The organism is Rhizobium leguminosarum bv. viciae (assembly GCF_012276115.1).
Taxonomy (GTDB): Bacteria; Pseudomonadota; Alphaproteobacteria; order Rhizobiales; family Rhizobiaceae; genus Rhizobium; species Rhizobium leguminosarum_T.
Window position 1 is genome coordinate 1 of record NZ_WIEU01000030.1, and the last position, 15,094, is coordinate 15,094.

12 protein-coding genes and 1 pseudogene are annotated in these 15,094 nt (G+C 58.4%); 3 read left to right on the forward strand and 10 right to left on the reverse strand.

The annotated features are described in order from the left end of the window. Positions 1 to 463 precede the first annotated feature (463 nt). Positions 464 to 1,114: a pyridoxamine 5'-phosphate oxidase family protein gene (locus GFM02_RS31740; protein WP_168323883.1), complete on the reverse strand. Its 651-nt coding sequence runs from the start codon at positions 1,112 to 1,114 to the stop codon at positions 464 to 466. Between the two features lie 348 nt (positions 1,115 to 1,462). Here GFM02_RS31740 and GFM02_RS31745 point away from each other — a divergent pair, with 348 nt between their 5' ends. After that, positions 1,463 to 3,148 carry an adenylate/guanylate cyclase domain-containing protein gene (locus GFM02_RS31745; protein ID WP_246764336.1) on the forward strand — a complete coding sequence of 562 codons (1,686 nt, stop codon included), beginning with the start codon at positions 1,463 to 1,465 and terminating at the stop codon, positions 3,146 to 3,148. Between the two features lie 685 nt (positions 3,149 to 3,833). Here the strand turns inward: GFM02_RS31745 and GFM02_RS31750 are convergent. The 3 genes and pseudogenes from GFM02_RS31750 to GFM02_RS31760 all read right to left on the reverse strand — a co-directional run bounded on the left by GFM02_RS31750 (position 3,834) and on the right by GFM02_RS31760 (position 6,483). After that, the gene (locus GFM02_RS31750; protein WP_168323884.1) at positions 3,834 to 4,214 is read right to left on the reverse strand and encodes a hypothetical protein; all 381 of its coding nucleotides are present in this window, start codon (positions 4,212 to 4,214) and stop codon (positions 3,834 to 3,836) included. Between the two features lie 491 nt (positions 4,215 to 4,705). Further along, positions 4,706 to 4,855: pseudogene (locus GFM02_RS35640) on the reverse strand (glycosyltransferase family A protein); the annotation flags it as partial. An 8-nt stretch (positions 4,856 to 4,863) separates the two neighbouring features. Continuing rightward, positions 4,864 to 6,483: an arylsulfatase gene (locus tag GFM02_RS31760; protein ID WP_027668466.1), complete on the reverse strand. Its 1,620-nt coding sequence runs from the start codon at positions 6,481 to 6,483 to the stop codon at positions 4,864 to 4,866. A gap of 682 nt (positions 6,484 to 7,165) precedes the next feature. On the opposite strand from GFM02_RS31760, the gene GFM02_RS31765 reads away from it, so the two are divergent. Further along, positions 7,166 to 7,447: a BON domain-containing protein gene (locus tag GFM02_RS31765; RefSeq protein ID WP_168323885.1), complete on the forward strand. Its 282-nt coding sequence runs from the start codon at positions 7,166 to 7,168 to the stop codon at positions 7,445 to 7,447. A gap of 189 nt (positions 7,448 to 7,636) precedes the next feature. Beyond that, entirely contained in the window at positions 7,637 to 8,314 is a 678-nt protein-coding gene (locus tag GFM02_RS31770) for a glutathione S-transferase family protein (protein ID WP_168323886.1), read from the forward strand. A gap of 362 nt (positions 8,315 to 8,676) precedes the next feature. Here GFM02_RS31770 and GFM02_RS31775 read toward each other — a convergent pair whose 3' ends face one another. The 6 genes from GFM02_RS31775 to GFM02_RS31800 form a co-directional block, all read right to left on the reverse strand. Further along, positions 8,677 to 9,054, reverse strand: coding sequence for a nuclear transport factor 2 family protein (locus GFM02_RS31775; protein WP_168323887.1), 378 nt, complete (start codon positions 9,052 to 9,054; stop codon positions 8,677 to 8,679). Between the two features lie 19 nt (positions 9,055 to 9,073). Continuing rightward, a complete protein-coding gene (locus GFM02_RS31780) occupies positions 9,074 to 9,415 on the reverse strand; it encodes a cupin domain-containing protein (RefSeq protein ID WP_246792523.1) in 342 nt (113 codons plus the stop codon). A gap of 208 nt (positions 9,416 to 9,623) precedes the next feature. Continuing rightward, positions 9,624 to 10,049: a MarR family winged helix-turn-helix transcriptional regulator gene (locus tag GFM02_RS31785; RefSeq protein ID WP_168323888.1), complete on the reverse strand. Its 426-nt coding sequence runs from the start codon at positions 10,047 to 10,049 to the stop codon at positions 9,624 to 9,626. A 407-nt stretch (positions 10,050 to 10,456) separates the two neighbouring features. Next, positions 10,457 to 11,221: a slipin family protein gene (locus GFM02_RS31790; RefSeq protein ID WP_131666421.1), complete on the reverse strand. Its 765-nt coding sequence runs from the start codon at positions 11,219 to 11,221 to the stop codon at positions 10,457 to 10,459. Positions 11,222 to 11,249: 28 nt separating this feature from the next. Then, entirely contained in the window at positions 11,250 to 12,599 is a 1,350-nt protein-coding gene (locus GFM02_RS31795) for an NfeD family protein (protein ID WP_168323889.1), read from the reverse strand. A gap of 278 nt (positions 12,600 to 12,877) precedes the next feature. Then, positions 12,878 to 14,779 carry a potassium transporter Kup gene (locus GFM02_RS31800; RefSeq protein ID WP_168323890.1) on the reverse strand — a complete coding sequence of 634 codons (1,902 nt, stop codon included), beginning with the start codon at positions 14,777 to 14,779 and terminating at the stop codon, positions 12,878 to 12,880. Positions 14,780 to 15,094 lie beyond the last annotated feature (315 nt).

Consider the following 15,094-nt stretch of genomic DNA (forward strand, 5'->3'; position numbering starts at 1 on the left):
CTGGTGCGCGCTAACCTCATGCACCGCAAAAGGATCGACCGCCTGCTAAAACCAAGCCACAGTCCCCCCGGAAATCTCGGCCAAATGAGCCTCCAATGGTGACAAAATTTAAACCGGACAGCAGTGGCCTCGAGCCTGGGATCCACGCGCTGCCGATGGAGGCCAGCATGGATCCTCGGGTCAAGCCCGAGGACGACGGAGGGCGGGGTGAGCTTTAGAGCAAATGCAGCAAGGGCGGATGATATAAGTGCGAATTTCGCGCCCATGCTTGTATGGGATCATTCGAAGTTTAAGGCCCCACCGTAAAGCTTGCCACCCAGCTTGCGGATCACGACCGCTCCACCAGCAGGCCTGCCGCCAAGGCCTGAAAAGCCTCGCCCCCCTTCGGCCGGCGCGCGCCGGCCGGTCGACCATCCGATTCCGTTTGAGCCAACAGAATGCTTCAATCTAACCCCGAAAGGCTCTAGTAAAGTGTCCTTCGGTAGGCTTGTTCCAGGTCTTCGTCCATCTTGCGCATTTCATCCCCGTCCCGCGGCGCCCCTGTCGTCTCGTCCAGAATGATCTTCATGAGCGAGGGCATCTCCGTGCGGTCCTGGAAATGATCCGGGCTCCACAGGCGGGACCGTCTGAACGCCTTGGCGCAATGCATGAAGGCTTCGCTGACGTTGACGATGATCGCGAGTTTCGGCAGACGATCGGCAACGCTCATACTCGTCAATAGTTGAGGATCGTTGGTCAGACTTGCCCGCCCGTTGACGCGCAATGTGTCGTCGAAACCGGGGATAAGAAACAAGAGCCCGACGTTCGGGTTGGCGATGATGTTGCTTAAGGTATCCAGACGATTGTTGCCGGGTCGATCCGGGATCGCCAGGGTGCGCTCGTCAAGAACCTTGACGAAGCCCGGAGGGTCGCCGCGAGGACTGACGTCGGCCCTTCCCTCCGAACTCTGCGTGCCGATGCAGAAGAATGGCGAGCGCCGAATGAATTCCTGCGCGTGCTCGCCAAGCGAATTCTGACACTTCACGATTGCCAGAGCATGGGTCGGCTCGAACAGCGCCCGAAGCGACTGTTCATCGGCGATGGCAAAATCTGGATTGAGTTGTAAACCCGTCATGATCCCCTCCCGAAATCCCTCTCATCGCATGGCCGAACTGCAGGTCTGGAATTCAGACCTCGCAACGCCCGTCTCCGCCTTCAAGCCATGGATATGATGTACGTACCTCAGAGGATATACATGAGTTGAGATGCAGGATCAATGAGGGATCGAGCCATCGGATTGCAGCTCAAGGGCGACTGATGACGCGTTATCAGATGTAATCACGCTTCAAAGAGGGCAGCCGTCGCGGAGATCACCTCCGTGTGCATGACATCAGTGCCGTAAGACTGTACATTCCATTCGAAGCACTTGCCGTTTACTCGGGTTTTGTCACAGATGTCCTCTTCGCCCACTACCAGACGATTGATGGCAATCCTGACGACGGACGTTGTCGGTTATTCGCGCATGATGGAAGCCGACGAAGAAGGAACAATGGCAAGCGTTAGCCGCTTGCAAGAAGAGATCCTCAAGCCTCGAATCCTCAAGAGTGGCGGTCGGACAATCAAAGTTATGGGTGACGGCCTACTTTCGATCTTCGATAGCCCGGCCGTCGCCATCTCGACGGCGTTACAGGTACAGCATCTGCTGGCAAGCGAGGCTGTAGGTGCCAGTGGCACCGATGCTCTTCGAATTCGAATTGGTATAAACTACGCCGAGGTCATGATCACTCAGGACGATGTGTTCGGCGACGGCGTGAATGTTGCGGCGCGCCTCGAACAACACGCGTTACCGGATGGCATCTGCATCTCAGAAACAACGCACGACATCCTTCCAGAGGAATTGCAGCGGCTGTTTGTAGATGGAGGACTGCTACATCTGAAAAATATTTCCAGGCCGGTGCGTGCATGGCATTGGCCTCGCACTCCCACGATAGTGCAGTCAATTCGAACTGTCGTCGCCGTCCTTCCCTTTCAAAGCGCAGATGATGCAGCGAACGAGTTCCTCGTTGACGGCTTTACTGAGGACATCATCTCCGGTCTGGCAAGATTCAGGAGCCTGTCGGTGATTGCGGTGTCCTCAGCGTTTGCCTTCCGTGATCGCTCGGAGGGTTTAAAGGAAGTTGGGCGCAAGCTCGCTGCCAACTATCTCGTGACAGGCAACATGCGTCGGTCGGGAGACGAGGTTCGGATCACGGTGCGGATGATCCAAGCCGACACGGAGCGGTTGGTCTGGTCTGAGAAATATCAGCGGCAAGCGGCAGATATTTTCGGCATCCAGGACGAGATCGTGAAAATGATTGTCGCAAATCTCGTGGGCCAAATTGAAAGCTGTGATTATCGAGAGTCCCTCCGGCGGCCGCCGGCCAGCCTCGCTGCTTACGAATATTATCTGCGAGGGCTCGTGCATCTCAGAGGCTACGAGCCGGATGACAACGTCAAGGCGGTGGAGATGTTCGAAGCAGCGGTTGCCGGCGACGGAGGCTTTGCACTGGCACACGCTCATCTTGCGTTGGCGAGGATAGCGGTCGGCGGCTATGCCAACGCGCCGGAGGGTGTACTTCGCGACGGGATCGCCCTCGCTCGTCATGCCGTAAAGTTGGACGAGGGAGAGGCTGGCGCCCATCGTGTACTCGGGCTCGCTCACCTTTACTTGAAGGATTTTGACAACTCCGAGAGAGAATTCCGCTTGGCATATAAGCTCAATTCCAGTGACGCCCATGCATTGGTCCAGCTCGGCGGACTTCTGGCAAGGCGAAACCGCATAGACGAAGCGCTTCCTTTGGTCGAAGAAGGGATGCGGCTCAACCCCTACCCGCCTCACTGGTATCACGCAGTTTTGGGTAATCTTCTCTATTTTAAGGGCGACTACGAGCAGGCCCTAGCGGCGCTAAAGCAGCTACCGAACCCCGGAAAATATACCAGCACTCGCATGATCGCCTGCTTGTCGATGGCGGGCCGCTCCCGCGAGGCTGCCGCACTTGCCAAAAGCGTTCGCGAAAATCATCCAGATCTGACGATCGGAGAGTTTTTGGCGCGAGGGATCGTGGTTGAAACCGCCGAACAGACTGAGAAGTTCAGACAGGGCCTGTTGGGAACGGGATTGCCGGAGTGATAGGACGCTGATGGCCACGTCCAGAGGCGGGGGAGTAGGCCATGCCATGAGCAAGCTAACAGCCGCCCACTCGTCTCTGGGAAAACGGAGTCAGTCCGGACAGGAATGATCAGGCAGCGCGCTCGCAGAGACGGGGCTGTCCGTCGCTGGTGCTTGGATACCGGACGCGGCCGTCCGTGACCAGCTTGTCGAGGCCTCGGGATAGCACGTTGCAAAGCTGGCCAAGTCATGGATCGTCCTCGGTCAACCCGATCTGCAGCGCGACCTGCTAGAGCGAGATCGTTTTAGGTCTGTTCATATCCGGCTTCCCTGGAGTAGCTATGCCCCGGCGTGACGTCCGACGTCTGGAACACGTCCTCCATCTTTCGGTCGACGACGACATCCCGGTATCGGCGATCGACGACGCCCAGGGCCGACGCTTCGTGCTTCGTGAAGGTGTAGTCCTTTCGGGTGAGAGGCGGAACCGCGAACCGTCAGGCGGGTTTGAGAGCCGGTCGCTCGGCTGGTTTTCACCCCGAAAACCGCTGTCTCCTGTTAAGCCGGGCGGCCGCCCCGGCTTAACAGGTCGACGGTCCTCTTGATCGATGTTGGAGAGATCCTTCAATTGGAAGAGGACGACAGCTCACCTGCTTCACCGATGCTTGCAGCGCCCGGCCCGGCTTGCAAATCGGTCACGGCCTCGAGGCTATTTCCAAGAATTGCTGCCAATATTCTCTTTTCCGTTCAACACGCTAACAGACTTCGGGCCTGTATTATTCCAGGGATCACACACCGCCTTGCCCGCGTCCCTCCCCCCCTTCCAGGTACGGCAGAACGTGTTGCCAGAAATGTGCCACACGCCGTCAATTGAGATTACATCTCCGGAATCGAGTTTAACCTGACCATGTGCGGTGCCGTCCTTGAGTACAGAAAGCTCCCCACTGTAGCCCTCTTTTGGGCCGCCCAGCGCAATCACTTTGCCGTCTGAAAGCAGGGCCTGAAGCTCCTTTCCTATCATCGCGGTAGCAGCAATAGCTTGCGTTCCGAGAAACATCACAGATAGTCCAGTCAGTATAGTTCTATGCATCGGACGACTTCCCCCATCTCCGTCAAGCACAGTTTCTATCCGACATATATGAACCACAAGTCATCTCTTGTAATTAGCTACAACCCCCTTTGCCGGAAAAGCGAAGTCGCTCGATAATTTGATAGTTTTCAGCAGATATCTGGGGAAAAGTCAGTTCATGGATTATTGTTTTATTGAAAACTTATGATTTGTGTTCGAAATGGTTTTTGCAGCGCAATTAATTCGCCAGCCCAGAAAACACCCCCTTTCCTGATCCCCGCTCCAGCGGGGTTTTTCTTCTATGAACTCGGCAATCGTCGAGCAAGTACAGATTAATCCAAGCATTGGTGCGGAAACGTACAGGAACCTTTTCGATCAATCTTTGTTTGGCCAAAAGGATCGTACAGGTGGCCCCAATCCCGGGGCCCTCCGCCACCCCTTCCTGCCTGTACGATCCCCGTTTCGGCGGGCTCCTTTTTTTGGTCTGCGGCGCGAGCAAAGCGCAACCAGCCGGTTCCGTCATTGACGACTATTATCTCCAAGTTCTGATAGGTTTGGCGCCCGGCAGATCGAAGTGTAGGTTCAACATAGCGGGAAGCATTGAAGGCGGGAATGACCACGGTCCGGAATGGTGGGCGGCCGTTGCAAGCCGCCCGCAACATAGCTTCGGTTATTTCGCCATTGCGGCTCTGGCCGCCTCGATTTGCGCCTTGACGGCGTCGAGGTTGAAGCTCGCTCCTTTCTGCATCGGCGGGAATTCGATGGCGGTTTCCGCCAGCTTCCCGACTTCCTGCTGGACAAACACAAAGCGCCAGAATTGGAACATGAACCATTCGTTGAAATACCCCTGTGCGCCGTCCAGCGTTCCGTTTGCCGGCGTGCCCAGGCGTTCGAAGGGATCGAGGCGCAGGTTCGTAATTGAGGGCGCGTCGACATGCTCCTTGGCTCCGAGCCAGCCATTCGGCTGCTCGATAAAGCGATACTTGTAGTCATCGATGCGCACCGCGCCCAGCGTGCTTTCGCCAAAATAGAAGATCTCGTGGCGCTTCGACGGGCCTTTGCCGGTGAGCAGATCTAACTGGTTGTAGCCGTCGAGATGGTTCTTATAGGTCCGGTCTCCGATCTGCTTTCCCTTCAACAGTTCGTCCGTGATGTTCGGATTTCCGGCAGCGGCCACGAAAGTCGGCAGCCAGTCCAGTCCGGAGATCAGGCCATTCTCCACAGTTCCGGCAGGAATCTGGCCGGGCCAGCGAATAAAAGCCGGCACGCGGAAGCCACCTTCGTAAATCGTACCCTTCTGCCCCCGAAAGGGTGTGTTGCCGCCGTCCGGCCACGTGAATGTCTCCGTGCCGTTGTCGGTCGTGAACAGGACGATGGTGTTGTCGTCGACGCCTAAATCCTTGAGTTTCTGCATCACCAAGCCGACGTCGTCGTCGAGTTGAGCCATGCCGGCTTCCTGGAGCGACCAGCCATTCTCCGCAGTCCGCAGCGCCTCATACTTGGGCGAAAGATGAGTGATGACGTGCATGCGGGTGGGATTGAGCCACAGGAAGAAAGGCTTGTTCTCCGCCTTGGCCTTCTCCACGAACTTCAAGGCTTGGTCGCGGATCTCGTCGTCCACCGTTTCCATCCGTTTCGGATAGAGCGTGCCGGCGTCTTCGATTCTCTGCTTGCCGACCTTCCCCCAGCGCCCGTCTACGGTCGCGTCGTCTGTTGTCGTTGCCCAGCTATGGACCATGTTGCGCGGCCCGACCTTGTCCAGCAAGTCCTGCGGGTAGTTGGGATGCGCGGGGTCTTCCATCGCGTCGAGGTGATAGAGATATCCGAAGAACTCGTCGAACCCGTGAACCGTCGGCAGGAACTCGTTGAGGTCGCCAAGATGGTTCTTGCCGAACTGGCCGGTGGCATAACCCATGTCCTTGAGGGCAGTCGCCAACGTCACGGCTTCCGCCGGTAGGCCGGTCTTGGCACCTGCCTGCCCGACGGTGGTCATGCCGGTACGGATCGGAAGCTCGCCTGTGATGAAGTTCGCCCGGCCCGCCGTGCAACTCGCCTCGGCGTAATAGTCGGAGAACAGCATGCCCTCGGCGGCGATTTTGTCGAGGTTCGGCGTACGGCCGGCCATCAAGCCGCGGTGGTATGCGCCGATGTTCCACATGCCAATGTCGTCGCCCATGATGACGACGATGTTGGGCTTTTGCGCTTCTTGTGCCTGCGCCGGGACAAGCGCGCCCCAGAGAACGGCCGAAGCAGCCAATGCTCCGATGCCGTAGATGATCTTGCGATACATGTGACTCCTCCGTTGTAAATTCCGGCCGAACGACGAACCATCCGAACGCACGGCAGCAAAATTCAACGAGCGCCGCAGTCGCGTATCCACTCTGAATTCAATCGAACAACTGGAGCAATTTAAGTTTCGGACGCCCTTCAATTGGGAACGGCACCGCCCAAGCGTGAGGTCCCTCGGTTTGCGAAAGGAGGCTCACAGCGCGCAACCTACCAAACGGCGGTCCTTCGCGATATTGTACCTTGGGGCAGCCGCGGCCGTTCTGCAATTTTCTTGAAAGGAAACAGACATCTCTTTCGACACTCGCTTTTCGCGTGCCGATAGCCGGAACGTTGGCGGTCCGATGTTGGCGCATCGTTGCCGTGTCGCAATGGCCCCGATCCCTCGACATCGAACACTTACCGTTGACGCGCGAGCGGCACCACTAACCGTTCTCCAGCTGCTGCAAAGATAGATCCCTTACAACGATCGACAACTCGACGCGTCATCAGGGAGGTTCCGACTGGAGTTAAGCTACATGGCTAAAACCTCCCTGACGTCCTTTCAACAAGGATTAGGAGAATCTAGGCCGGATCGTGCCGGGGGGAAGCTGGACTTAAGTCCGGCTGGCGACGTCGGGACACGCTGCTCATATGTAATTTGAGGTAACGTGAAGGTCGGTGGAGGAGCGGGGCAGGAGGAGAATATGAAGTTCGGCCCGGGTAACTACGATCACGAAGAGCGCTGCTCGCAAGGCCACAGTTCGGCGTCCACCATCGCCACAATCGAAGCAGCCCTTTCCGCCGATCCGGATATCGACAGCAGCGCCATCGAGATCAGCATGCTCGGCCCTGTCGTCCTGCTCGAAGGCTTTATAACCAACACTGCAGACCGCGACAAAGCCATCGCGCTTGCTGCGATGATCGTCGGCTTTGAGAACGTCCAGGACCGGATGCTGAGCGTAAGCGGTGTTTTCCTCGCACATTGACCAAGCGCGATAGGCCATTCCGAAACTACCGCTATGACATTGATGGCAAGAATGCGCCAGAAGCTGCCGCCGACCGAGGAGGCGATCTGATCCGCAACCGCGTATAGTGCGATCGCCGAACAAGATCGCTGGGCAGCCGTCATCTGCCTCAGGAAACGCACCGGGAAAACTCACTACGGGGAGAGGCCGATGTACATTCTCTATGGGGGTGACTTCACCCGCGCACCGCTTGTCCAATGGGTGCTTGGGGAAGGCAAAATAGAGTACGAACTCAGAAAAATAGACATTTTGAACGGCGAGCACTGCTCCGCGACATTCCTCGCCATAAACCCAGCCGGCTTGGTGCCAGTGCTGATTACCCCTGAGGGCGACGCACTCTATGAAGTAGCCGCTCTGATGCTATACTTGGCTGACCGGCACCAACTTACAGATCTTGCTCCTCAATTGACGGATCCGGACAGGGGACTTTTTCTCTCTACGGTTTTCCACATCGCCGCGGACATACAATCCGAGATGAAGCGCTTCCATTTCCCGCACCGCTTCTCGCTGAGAAGAGAGGACAACGCCGGGATCCAGGATCTGGCAAAGTCGCTCGTCCTCAGCCGCTTAAACGTCATGAATACTAGACTGGCAAAAAGGGGGCCCTATGTCCTAGGAACCCGCTTCTCTCTTGCAGATTTCTATTTGAGCTTTTGGGTCGCGTATCTCGACCGCGAAACCGTATGCATGCATTTTCCGTCAATTGCCACGCTGTACGATTTGGTTCGATCTCGTCCAAGCGCAGCCCCCTACCTCGAGGAGACCGAGAGGATGGCCGAGACCTATGCAGAGATGATGAAAAAGAAACCCGGCGGCGTCATCACCTAACCACAGCCCGCGCTCACGTTCACGGTCCGATGCTGAGCGCCATTGAGGATGCACCCCTTCGTGCGCGGCGACAGGCGACGCTAGGCTCGTCCGGCCTCGGTCTAGCCCTAGCTCAGCTGGTGGTTCCCGCCTAACATAAGAGTCCGCTTCGGGCCGACTGCAGACTTCAGCCGTTTGTCCGCCCCGAATAATTCCACGGCATCAGATCGTCGATCTGGCTCTGCTTGTGGCCGTTCACGATGGAGGTGAGTGTGGCGGTGGCATGGAAGCCGATGAATCGCGGACAAGTCCGAGCTTCCGCATCACGCTTTGGGAGCGTGGGTTGTCACCACTGGTAACCGGACGGAGCCGGGAACGTAGATTCAGGTCTTCACGGTTTTTGGAGGCTCAGCGATCGGCGTGAACTGGATGGCCACCACTTTACCGTGGCCGATGTCCAATACGAAGGTGGCGCGGAATCTGCCCTCTGTGCGCCTTCCCTGAAATACCCCTTCTTGCGACACGGTGCCCACCCCAATTCGCCAGTCGCCCGCTCCCCGAAACGTCACGTCATCGAGAACGAGGCTCTCGTAAGCCCAGCCATCGGCAAAGCGAGCGACCCACGTCTCTCGGCTTAGAACAAAGCCGACCGGGCCGACACCTACGAACTGGTCCGCCAGGACCTCCAAGAGGTCGAGCGCGCTTCCGCGACGCTCTGCTTCGCTCCAGCGCTCCAGTATTGCAGCGGCACTCGATTGCATGCGATTCCCTCCTCGATCGTCAGAGCCATTCGGTTATGAACGTGTCGCTTGCGTGGATGCAGGTCATCTGCAACCGGCCGCGCCCGGTATTTTGGAAGCAGTGGGCGATGCCTGCCGGCACGATCACGACTTCGCCAACCCGCGCTGGCCCGCTCTCGCCGTCAACCGTGAACGCGACCTCACCGTCGGCCACAATCCACAGCTCGGCGTAGGGATGGCGATGGAGTGGCACGTTCCCGCCTTCCTCCATGTCGACCTCGAAAAAGGACACTGGCGCTTCGTGGGCCCGTCCCTCGAAGGCCGCCGTCAAGCCATCGCCTTGTCGAAGTGATGCAAGTTCAACCTTTAAAGCAGTTGCCAAGGCGGCCTCCCAAATTTCATCAAAAGATAGATGTCTAACTGTTAGATGTCAATCAATCTGCGCCGTATCCTGGCGCGCTTGCAGCGCCAAGTGCGGCCCGCGCGGGTAACCGGGCCTAGTCCAATCCGCGACTGGCTCTGATGGAGACAAAAGCCGCAGGTCGCGCCCAACGGCTGTCGGGCTAGCAGCTTCCGAAACGATACGGCGTCTATTGGCTGATGTTCGCGGCGACCTTTATGAGCAGATTGCGCAGCGCCTGCTCTTCCTCTTCCGTCAAACCTCGACGGAGATTTCGATCGTGGCCTTGCGCGACTGAGCGCAGGCGGACAAACATGCGCCGGCCCTCATCTGTGAGCGTGACGATCTGGGTCCGACGGTTGTCCGCTGGCCGCTCGCGGGTGATCCAGTTCCGATCGGACAACATCTCGAGGTGATGAGACATCGTCGGTCCGGTTACCCCGAGCCTTTCGGCAAGGTCGGTCTGGCGAAGCGGTCCGTGTCTCGCTAGGTTCATGATCACTAGCCACGCAGGCACAGTGGCGCCAGCATCGGCCAGCGCCCGCTCGAATGCACCATTCACGCGTTTGGCGGTACGGCCGATCAGCAGACCTAGAGGTGTCGTACGTACTACCATGCGACAGAATTACAGCGTCGCCCCGGCGCTGTCAAAGACGAGGCCTGGCTGCGCCTTTGCGCGTCAGGGGATGTGGGACGCCTACAAGTGCGGCTTCCACTTTTTGCTTGATCCAGTCAGCGCGGTGAGGTCGGCTTTCAGTTTCGCCGTCGCGGCTTTGGACCAGATTTCGAGGGCTACCCCGAAGCCGCGTGGGCCATCGTCGCGTCGCACCAAGGCAAAGGTCTAGGAAATTGCCATTCACGTCTTCCACAGCCCATCGCGCGACACCATGCTCGGCTTGTGCCGCGAGGTAGCGGCACCGGCATTATGGCGTTGTCGATGAAGATCTCAAACGCACTTCTTAGCTGACACCTTGACCGCAGGACCATTGCTCCATCGGCAAAAACAGCGCATTCAAGGCGTCGTCATCGGTCCGGTTTGGGCGGCATCAAATTGCCGAACTCCATCGGAAATGGAAAAATGATCGTCGAGGTCTTTTCGCCGGCGATGACGTTCAAGGTACTCAAATAACGAAGTTGCATTGCCTCGGGTTGCCTGGCGAGGATTTCGGCTGCTTCAAGCAGTTTGGCTGCAGCCTGCTGCTCGCCTTCGGCATTAATGATCTTGGCACGCCGCTCGCGCTCGGCTTCCGCCTGACGGGCAATTGCGCGGATCATCGATTCGTTGATGTCGACATGTTTGATCTCCACATTGGCGACCTTGATGCCCCAGGCATCGGTCTGGGCGTCCAGGATTTCCTGAATGTCGATGTTGAGCTTGTCGCGTTCCGCCAGCATCTCGTCGAGGTCATGCTTGCCGAGCACCGAGCGCAGTGTGGTCTGGGCGAGCTGGCTCGTCGCCATCATGAAGTCCTCGACCTGGATCGTCGACCTCTCGGGATCGACAACCCGGAAATAGATCACCGCGCTGACGCGGACCGAAACATTGTCATGCGAAATGACATCCTGGCCGGGCACGTCGAGCACCCGCGTGCGCAAGTCGACCCGCATCATCTGCTGGACATAGGGGATGAGCAGGATCAAGCCTGGCCCCTTGACACCGGTGAAACGGCCAAGCGTGAAAACCACGCCGCGTTCATATTCCCGCAGGATCTTGATCGCAGATGCGACGACGACGAGCAGAATAAAGATAATCACAAGGTAGAAGGCGAGATCTGAAAACATGCCCATGACTTTTCCTCCTGCATCCTGAAGGCGGTTAGGCCTCCTGCGAACTGCGGACCACTTCGAGCGTCAACCCATCCCGGCCTGTCACTTTCACGCCGTCGCCGGCGGAAAGCGGCTCAGTTGAAATGGCCTTCCAGCGCTCGCCATGGGCGATGACGTAGCCCGAGATGCCCGTCCAACTGTCGACCTTGCCTGAAATTCCGATCATCTGCTCGCCGCCGGTGACGACATCGTGCCGGCGCGAGATGTAGGCGAGACGGGCAATGGCAAGGCTAAGAGCGAGGCAGGCGACGGCGATTGCGCCAAGCACCGACCAGGAAACCTTAAGCCCGGGTATGTCCGTGTCGAACAAGATGGTAGCGCCGAGCATCAGTGCGATGCCGCCGCCGACGCCGAGTGCGCCGAAGGAGGGCGAATGCGCCTCGGCCACCGTCAGACCCACGCCGAGAACGATCAGCCCGAGGCCCGCAAAACTCACCGGCAGCAAGGCCAAAGCATAGAGACCAAGCAGCAGGCAGATGCCGCCGATGGTTCCCGGCACCAGCGTCCCAGGCGTCAGAAATTCGAAGATCAGGCCGTAGATACCGACCATCATCAAGATCAGCGCGATGTTCGGATTGGTGATCACCGAAAGCAGGCGGGTTCGCCAGTCCGGTTCAAGTTCCTGGACTATGAGACCCGATGTTTGGAGCCGGACATCCGTTTGACCGACCCGCACGACCCGACCCTGCGCCTGTGCCAGGAGATCGTTTATATCGGCCGCCACGAAATCTATGACCTTCTCACGCAGAGCTGCGGCGGAGGAAAGGCTTGCGGCCTCGCGCACGGCGCGCTCCGCCCAGTCGGCGTTACGATTGCGCAGTTCCGCAAGCCCGCGGATATAGGCCACCGCATCGTTGATCGCCTTCGCTTCGCCGGCAGCGCCCGGCACTTGCCGCTGCTTGCCGGTCGTATCAGGGCTGTCGTTCCGGTCATCATCGGATGGTCGGCCGCCAAGTGCGATCGGCGTCGCCGCACCCAGATTGGTGCCCGGTGCCATTGCCGCGATATGGCTTGCGTAAAGAATATAGGTGCCGGCGCTAGCAGCTCGTGCTCCGCTGGGTGCAACGAAACTCGCGACCGGTATCGAGGAGGCAAGGATCGCACGAATGATGTCGCGCATCGACGTGTCGAGACCGCCGGGCGTGTCGATCTGCAGGACAACCAGGCTGGCGCCGCGTTCATTGGCCCGCTGAAGGCCGCGTCTTACATAATCGGCCGTCGCCGGGCCAATCGCCCCGCTCATCTTCAGGACTATAGCGACACGCTCCGCTTCGGATGCGGGCGTCGCCAGGCCCAAAGCCGAGAACAACGTCAGCAGCAAAGCAAGGATTGACGGCATCCACCGCCAAAGCTCCAAACGCCACGCAATCGTCCGCCGGACTCTCATATTTTGAAATATATGGCAGAACTGCGAAACGGTAAGAGACAAGTCTGAGCTGGCTCGCTCGCTAGAGCGGCTGGCTTGAACGGCCGAGCATCTTCGGCCGCGGGTGGCGCTGCGAGCCTCCGGGTGATCGGATCCGGCAGTGAGAACCAGAAGCAGCGAGATGAGATCGAAGACGGAGAAGATCGGCGTTCCTCGCAATGTGACGGAACTTCGGCGCTCATCGGCAGCCGTTAGATGGTTGTCTGCAGCCCAAGTTCGACCACTCGCCCCGACGGCAGCCCGAAATAGTCTGTGGCATTGCTTGCATTCTGTGCAAGCGAGATGAACAGCCGGTCTTGCCAGAACGGCAGGCCGCCTTTCTTCGATGGCAGGATCGTTCGGCGGGAAAGGAAGAACGAGGTCGACATGATATCGAACTTCAAGCCTAGCTTGCGGGCGAGAACGAGCGCACGAGGGATGTTGGGCGTCTCCATGTAGCCGAACGTGATCACCAGCCGGCTGAAGTGGCGATTGAAGCTTTCGAGGAAGATTTTCTCATCGTCCGGGACGAAAGGCGTGGTCGAAGTCACGACGCTGAGAATGACGTTCTGCTCATGGAGCACCTTGTAGTGCTTCAGGCTATGGAGGAGTGCGGTTGGCGCGCCTTCGATGTCGCTTGTCAGAAACATCGCAGTCCCAGGCACCGTGGGTGGCTTCTTCCGGGCCAGGTTGTCAATGATCGCGGAAAGTGGGATTTCGTCGGCCTTGGTGCGGGCGGCAAGCAGCCGACGCCCCGCCGTCCATGTCTGCATGATGAGCGCCATCGCAGTCGCCACCGCAACGGGAACCCATCCTCCATCTGCGAACTTCGCGATGTTGGCGGCCAGAAACCCGGCGTCGATCAGTGTCATCGGCACGATGACGGCAAGAACCGTCGCCAGCTTCCAGCTCCAGATCCGCCGCATCACGATGAACAGGAGGATCGAAGTGATGAACATTTCGCCTGTCACGGCGATGCCATAGGCGGCGGAAAGGCCGCTCGAGTTTTGGAAGAAGAGCACCAGAGCAGCCACGAAGATGAACAGCAGGTTGTTCACCTGCGGCATGAAGATCTGTCCGGACTGAGTTTCGGAGGTGTGGAGGATGCGCAGGCGAGGAAGCAGGTTGAGGTGCATCGCCTGACGGACAAGGGAATAAGCGCCGGAGATCACGGCCTGGCTGGCGATGACCGTTGCCGCGGTGGCCAGACAGACCATAGGAATCCGCGCCCACTCCGGATGCATGCTGAAAAAGGGATGCTCAGCCATCTGCGGGTTCGCGAGCACGAACGCTCCCTGCCCGAAGTAGTTCAGAAGCAGACTGGGGAAGACGAGCGAGAACCACGCCGTGACGATCGGACGGCGTCCGAAATGTCCAAGGTCGACATAGAGGGCCTCCGCGCCAGTCACGGCAAGAAAGACGGCCCCAAGCACCGCGATGGCTGAGCCGATGTTGTTTGCGATATACCAGAGTGCGTGGACCGGATTGACTGCGCCCAACACCGACGGGTCGTCAAATATGTGGATCGCCCCGCTGACGCCAAGGACGATAAACCACAGAGCCGTTACGGGACCGAACACCGACGCCACGCCGCTCGTCCCGAACCGTTGGACGAAAAACAGCACGGCGATGATCGTGAGAGTGATCGGCACGACCCAGTTGGACAACGCCGGTGCGACCACCTCGATGCCCTCGACCGCAGACAGTACTGAGATCGCAGGCGTGATGATCGCATCACCGATGAACAGCGAGGCGCCGATCACGCCCAGGACAAGCACCCATTTGGGGCGTCCGGCCAGACCTTCGCGGGCGAGCGTCATGAGAGACAGCGTGCCGCCTTCGCCCCGGTTGTCTGCCTTCAAAACGAACGTTACGTACTTCAAGGTGACTACGATCGTGAGCGCCCAGACGATCAGTGACAGGATTCCAAGGATGTCCGCACGATGAGCTCCGGATCCGCCGGTGGCGTGGAGAGCCTCTCTGAATGCATAAAGCGGGCTCGTTCCGATGTCGCCATAGACGACGCCCACGGTAGCGAGAACGAGCGAGGGCAGTCCTCGCCGGCTCTGGTGTTCCAGTTCCGGATCCGCTGATCGCAGCTTTTCATCGGTCAAATGGGCTGTCCTGTTGTGGGCACGGTGTATGCTGGAAGCTGCTACCGGCTTGTTCTGATGGCAATGCGAAAACCTATGCCAAGCGATTGCATCCACCTTCCGAAAAAGGTCGTGAGGGCATCATCACAGGCTGCCCACAGTGTTAAGGCTCATTGGACATTGAGAATCGCCTTACAGAATTGATCCGTGATTTTGCCGGGCGGTTACTGACGAGTATATTCGCGAACACGTATCTTTGGCGGAACATGATGAATGTGCTATCGCGCTGGAGAATCTATGCACCTGGATGAAGATGCCGAGCGTGCCGAGCTTGTC

Bases quoted from the DNA above. Each gene is read 5' to 3' on its own strand.
- GFM02_RS31740 (WP_168323883.1), bottom strand. From the start codon at position 1,114: ATGACGGGTTTACAACTCAATCCAGATTTTGCCATCGCCGATGAACAG.
- GFM02_RS31745 (WP_246764336.1), top strand. From the start codon at position 1,463: ATGGCAATCCTGACGACGGACGTTGTCGGTTATTCGCGCATGATGGAA.
- GFM02_RS31750 (WP_168323884.1), bottom strand. From the start codon at position 4,214: ATGCATAGAACTATACTGACTGGACTATCTGTGATGTTTCTCGGAACG.
- GFM02_RS31760 (WP_027668466.1), bottom strand. From the start codon at position 6,483: ATGTATCGCAAGATCATCTACGGCATCGGAGCATTGGCTGCTTCGGCC.
- GFM02_RS31765 (WP_168323885.1), top strand. From the start codon at position 7,166: ATGAAGTTCGGCCCGGGTAACTACGATCACGAAGAGCGCTGCTCGCAA.
- GFM02_RS31770 (WP_168323886.1), top strand. From the start codon at position 7,637: ATGTACATTCTCTATGGGGGTGACTTCACCCGCGCACCGCTTGTCCAA.
- GFM02_RS31775 (WP_168323887.1), bottom strand. From the start codon at position 9,054: ATGCAATCGAGTGCCGCTGCAATACTGGAGCGCTGGAGCGAAGCAGAG.
- GFM02_RS31785 (WP_168323888.1), bottom strand. From the start codon at position 10,049: ATGGTAGTACGTACGACACCTCTAGGTCTGCTGATCGGCCGTACCGCC.
- GFM02_RS31790 (WP_131666421.1), bottom strand. From the start codon at position 11,221: ATGGGCATGTTTTCAGATCTCGCCTTCTACCTTGTGATTATCTTTATT.
- GFM02_RS31795 (WP_168323889.1), bottom strand. From the start codon at position 12,599: ATGCCGTCAATCCTTGCTTTGCTGCTGACGTTGTTCTCGGCTTTGGGC.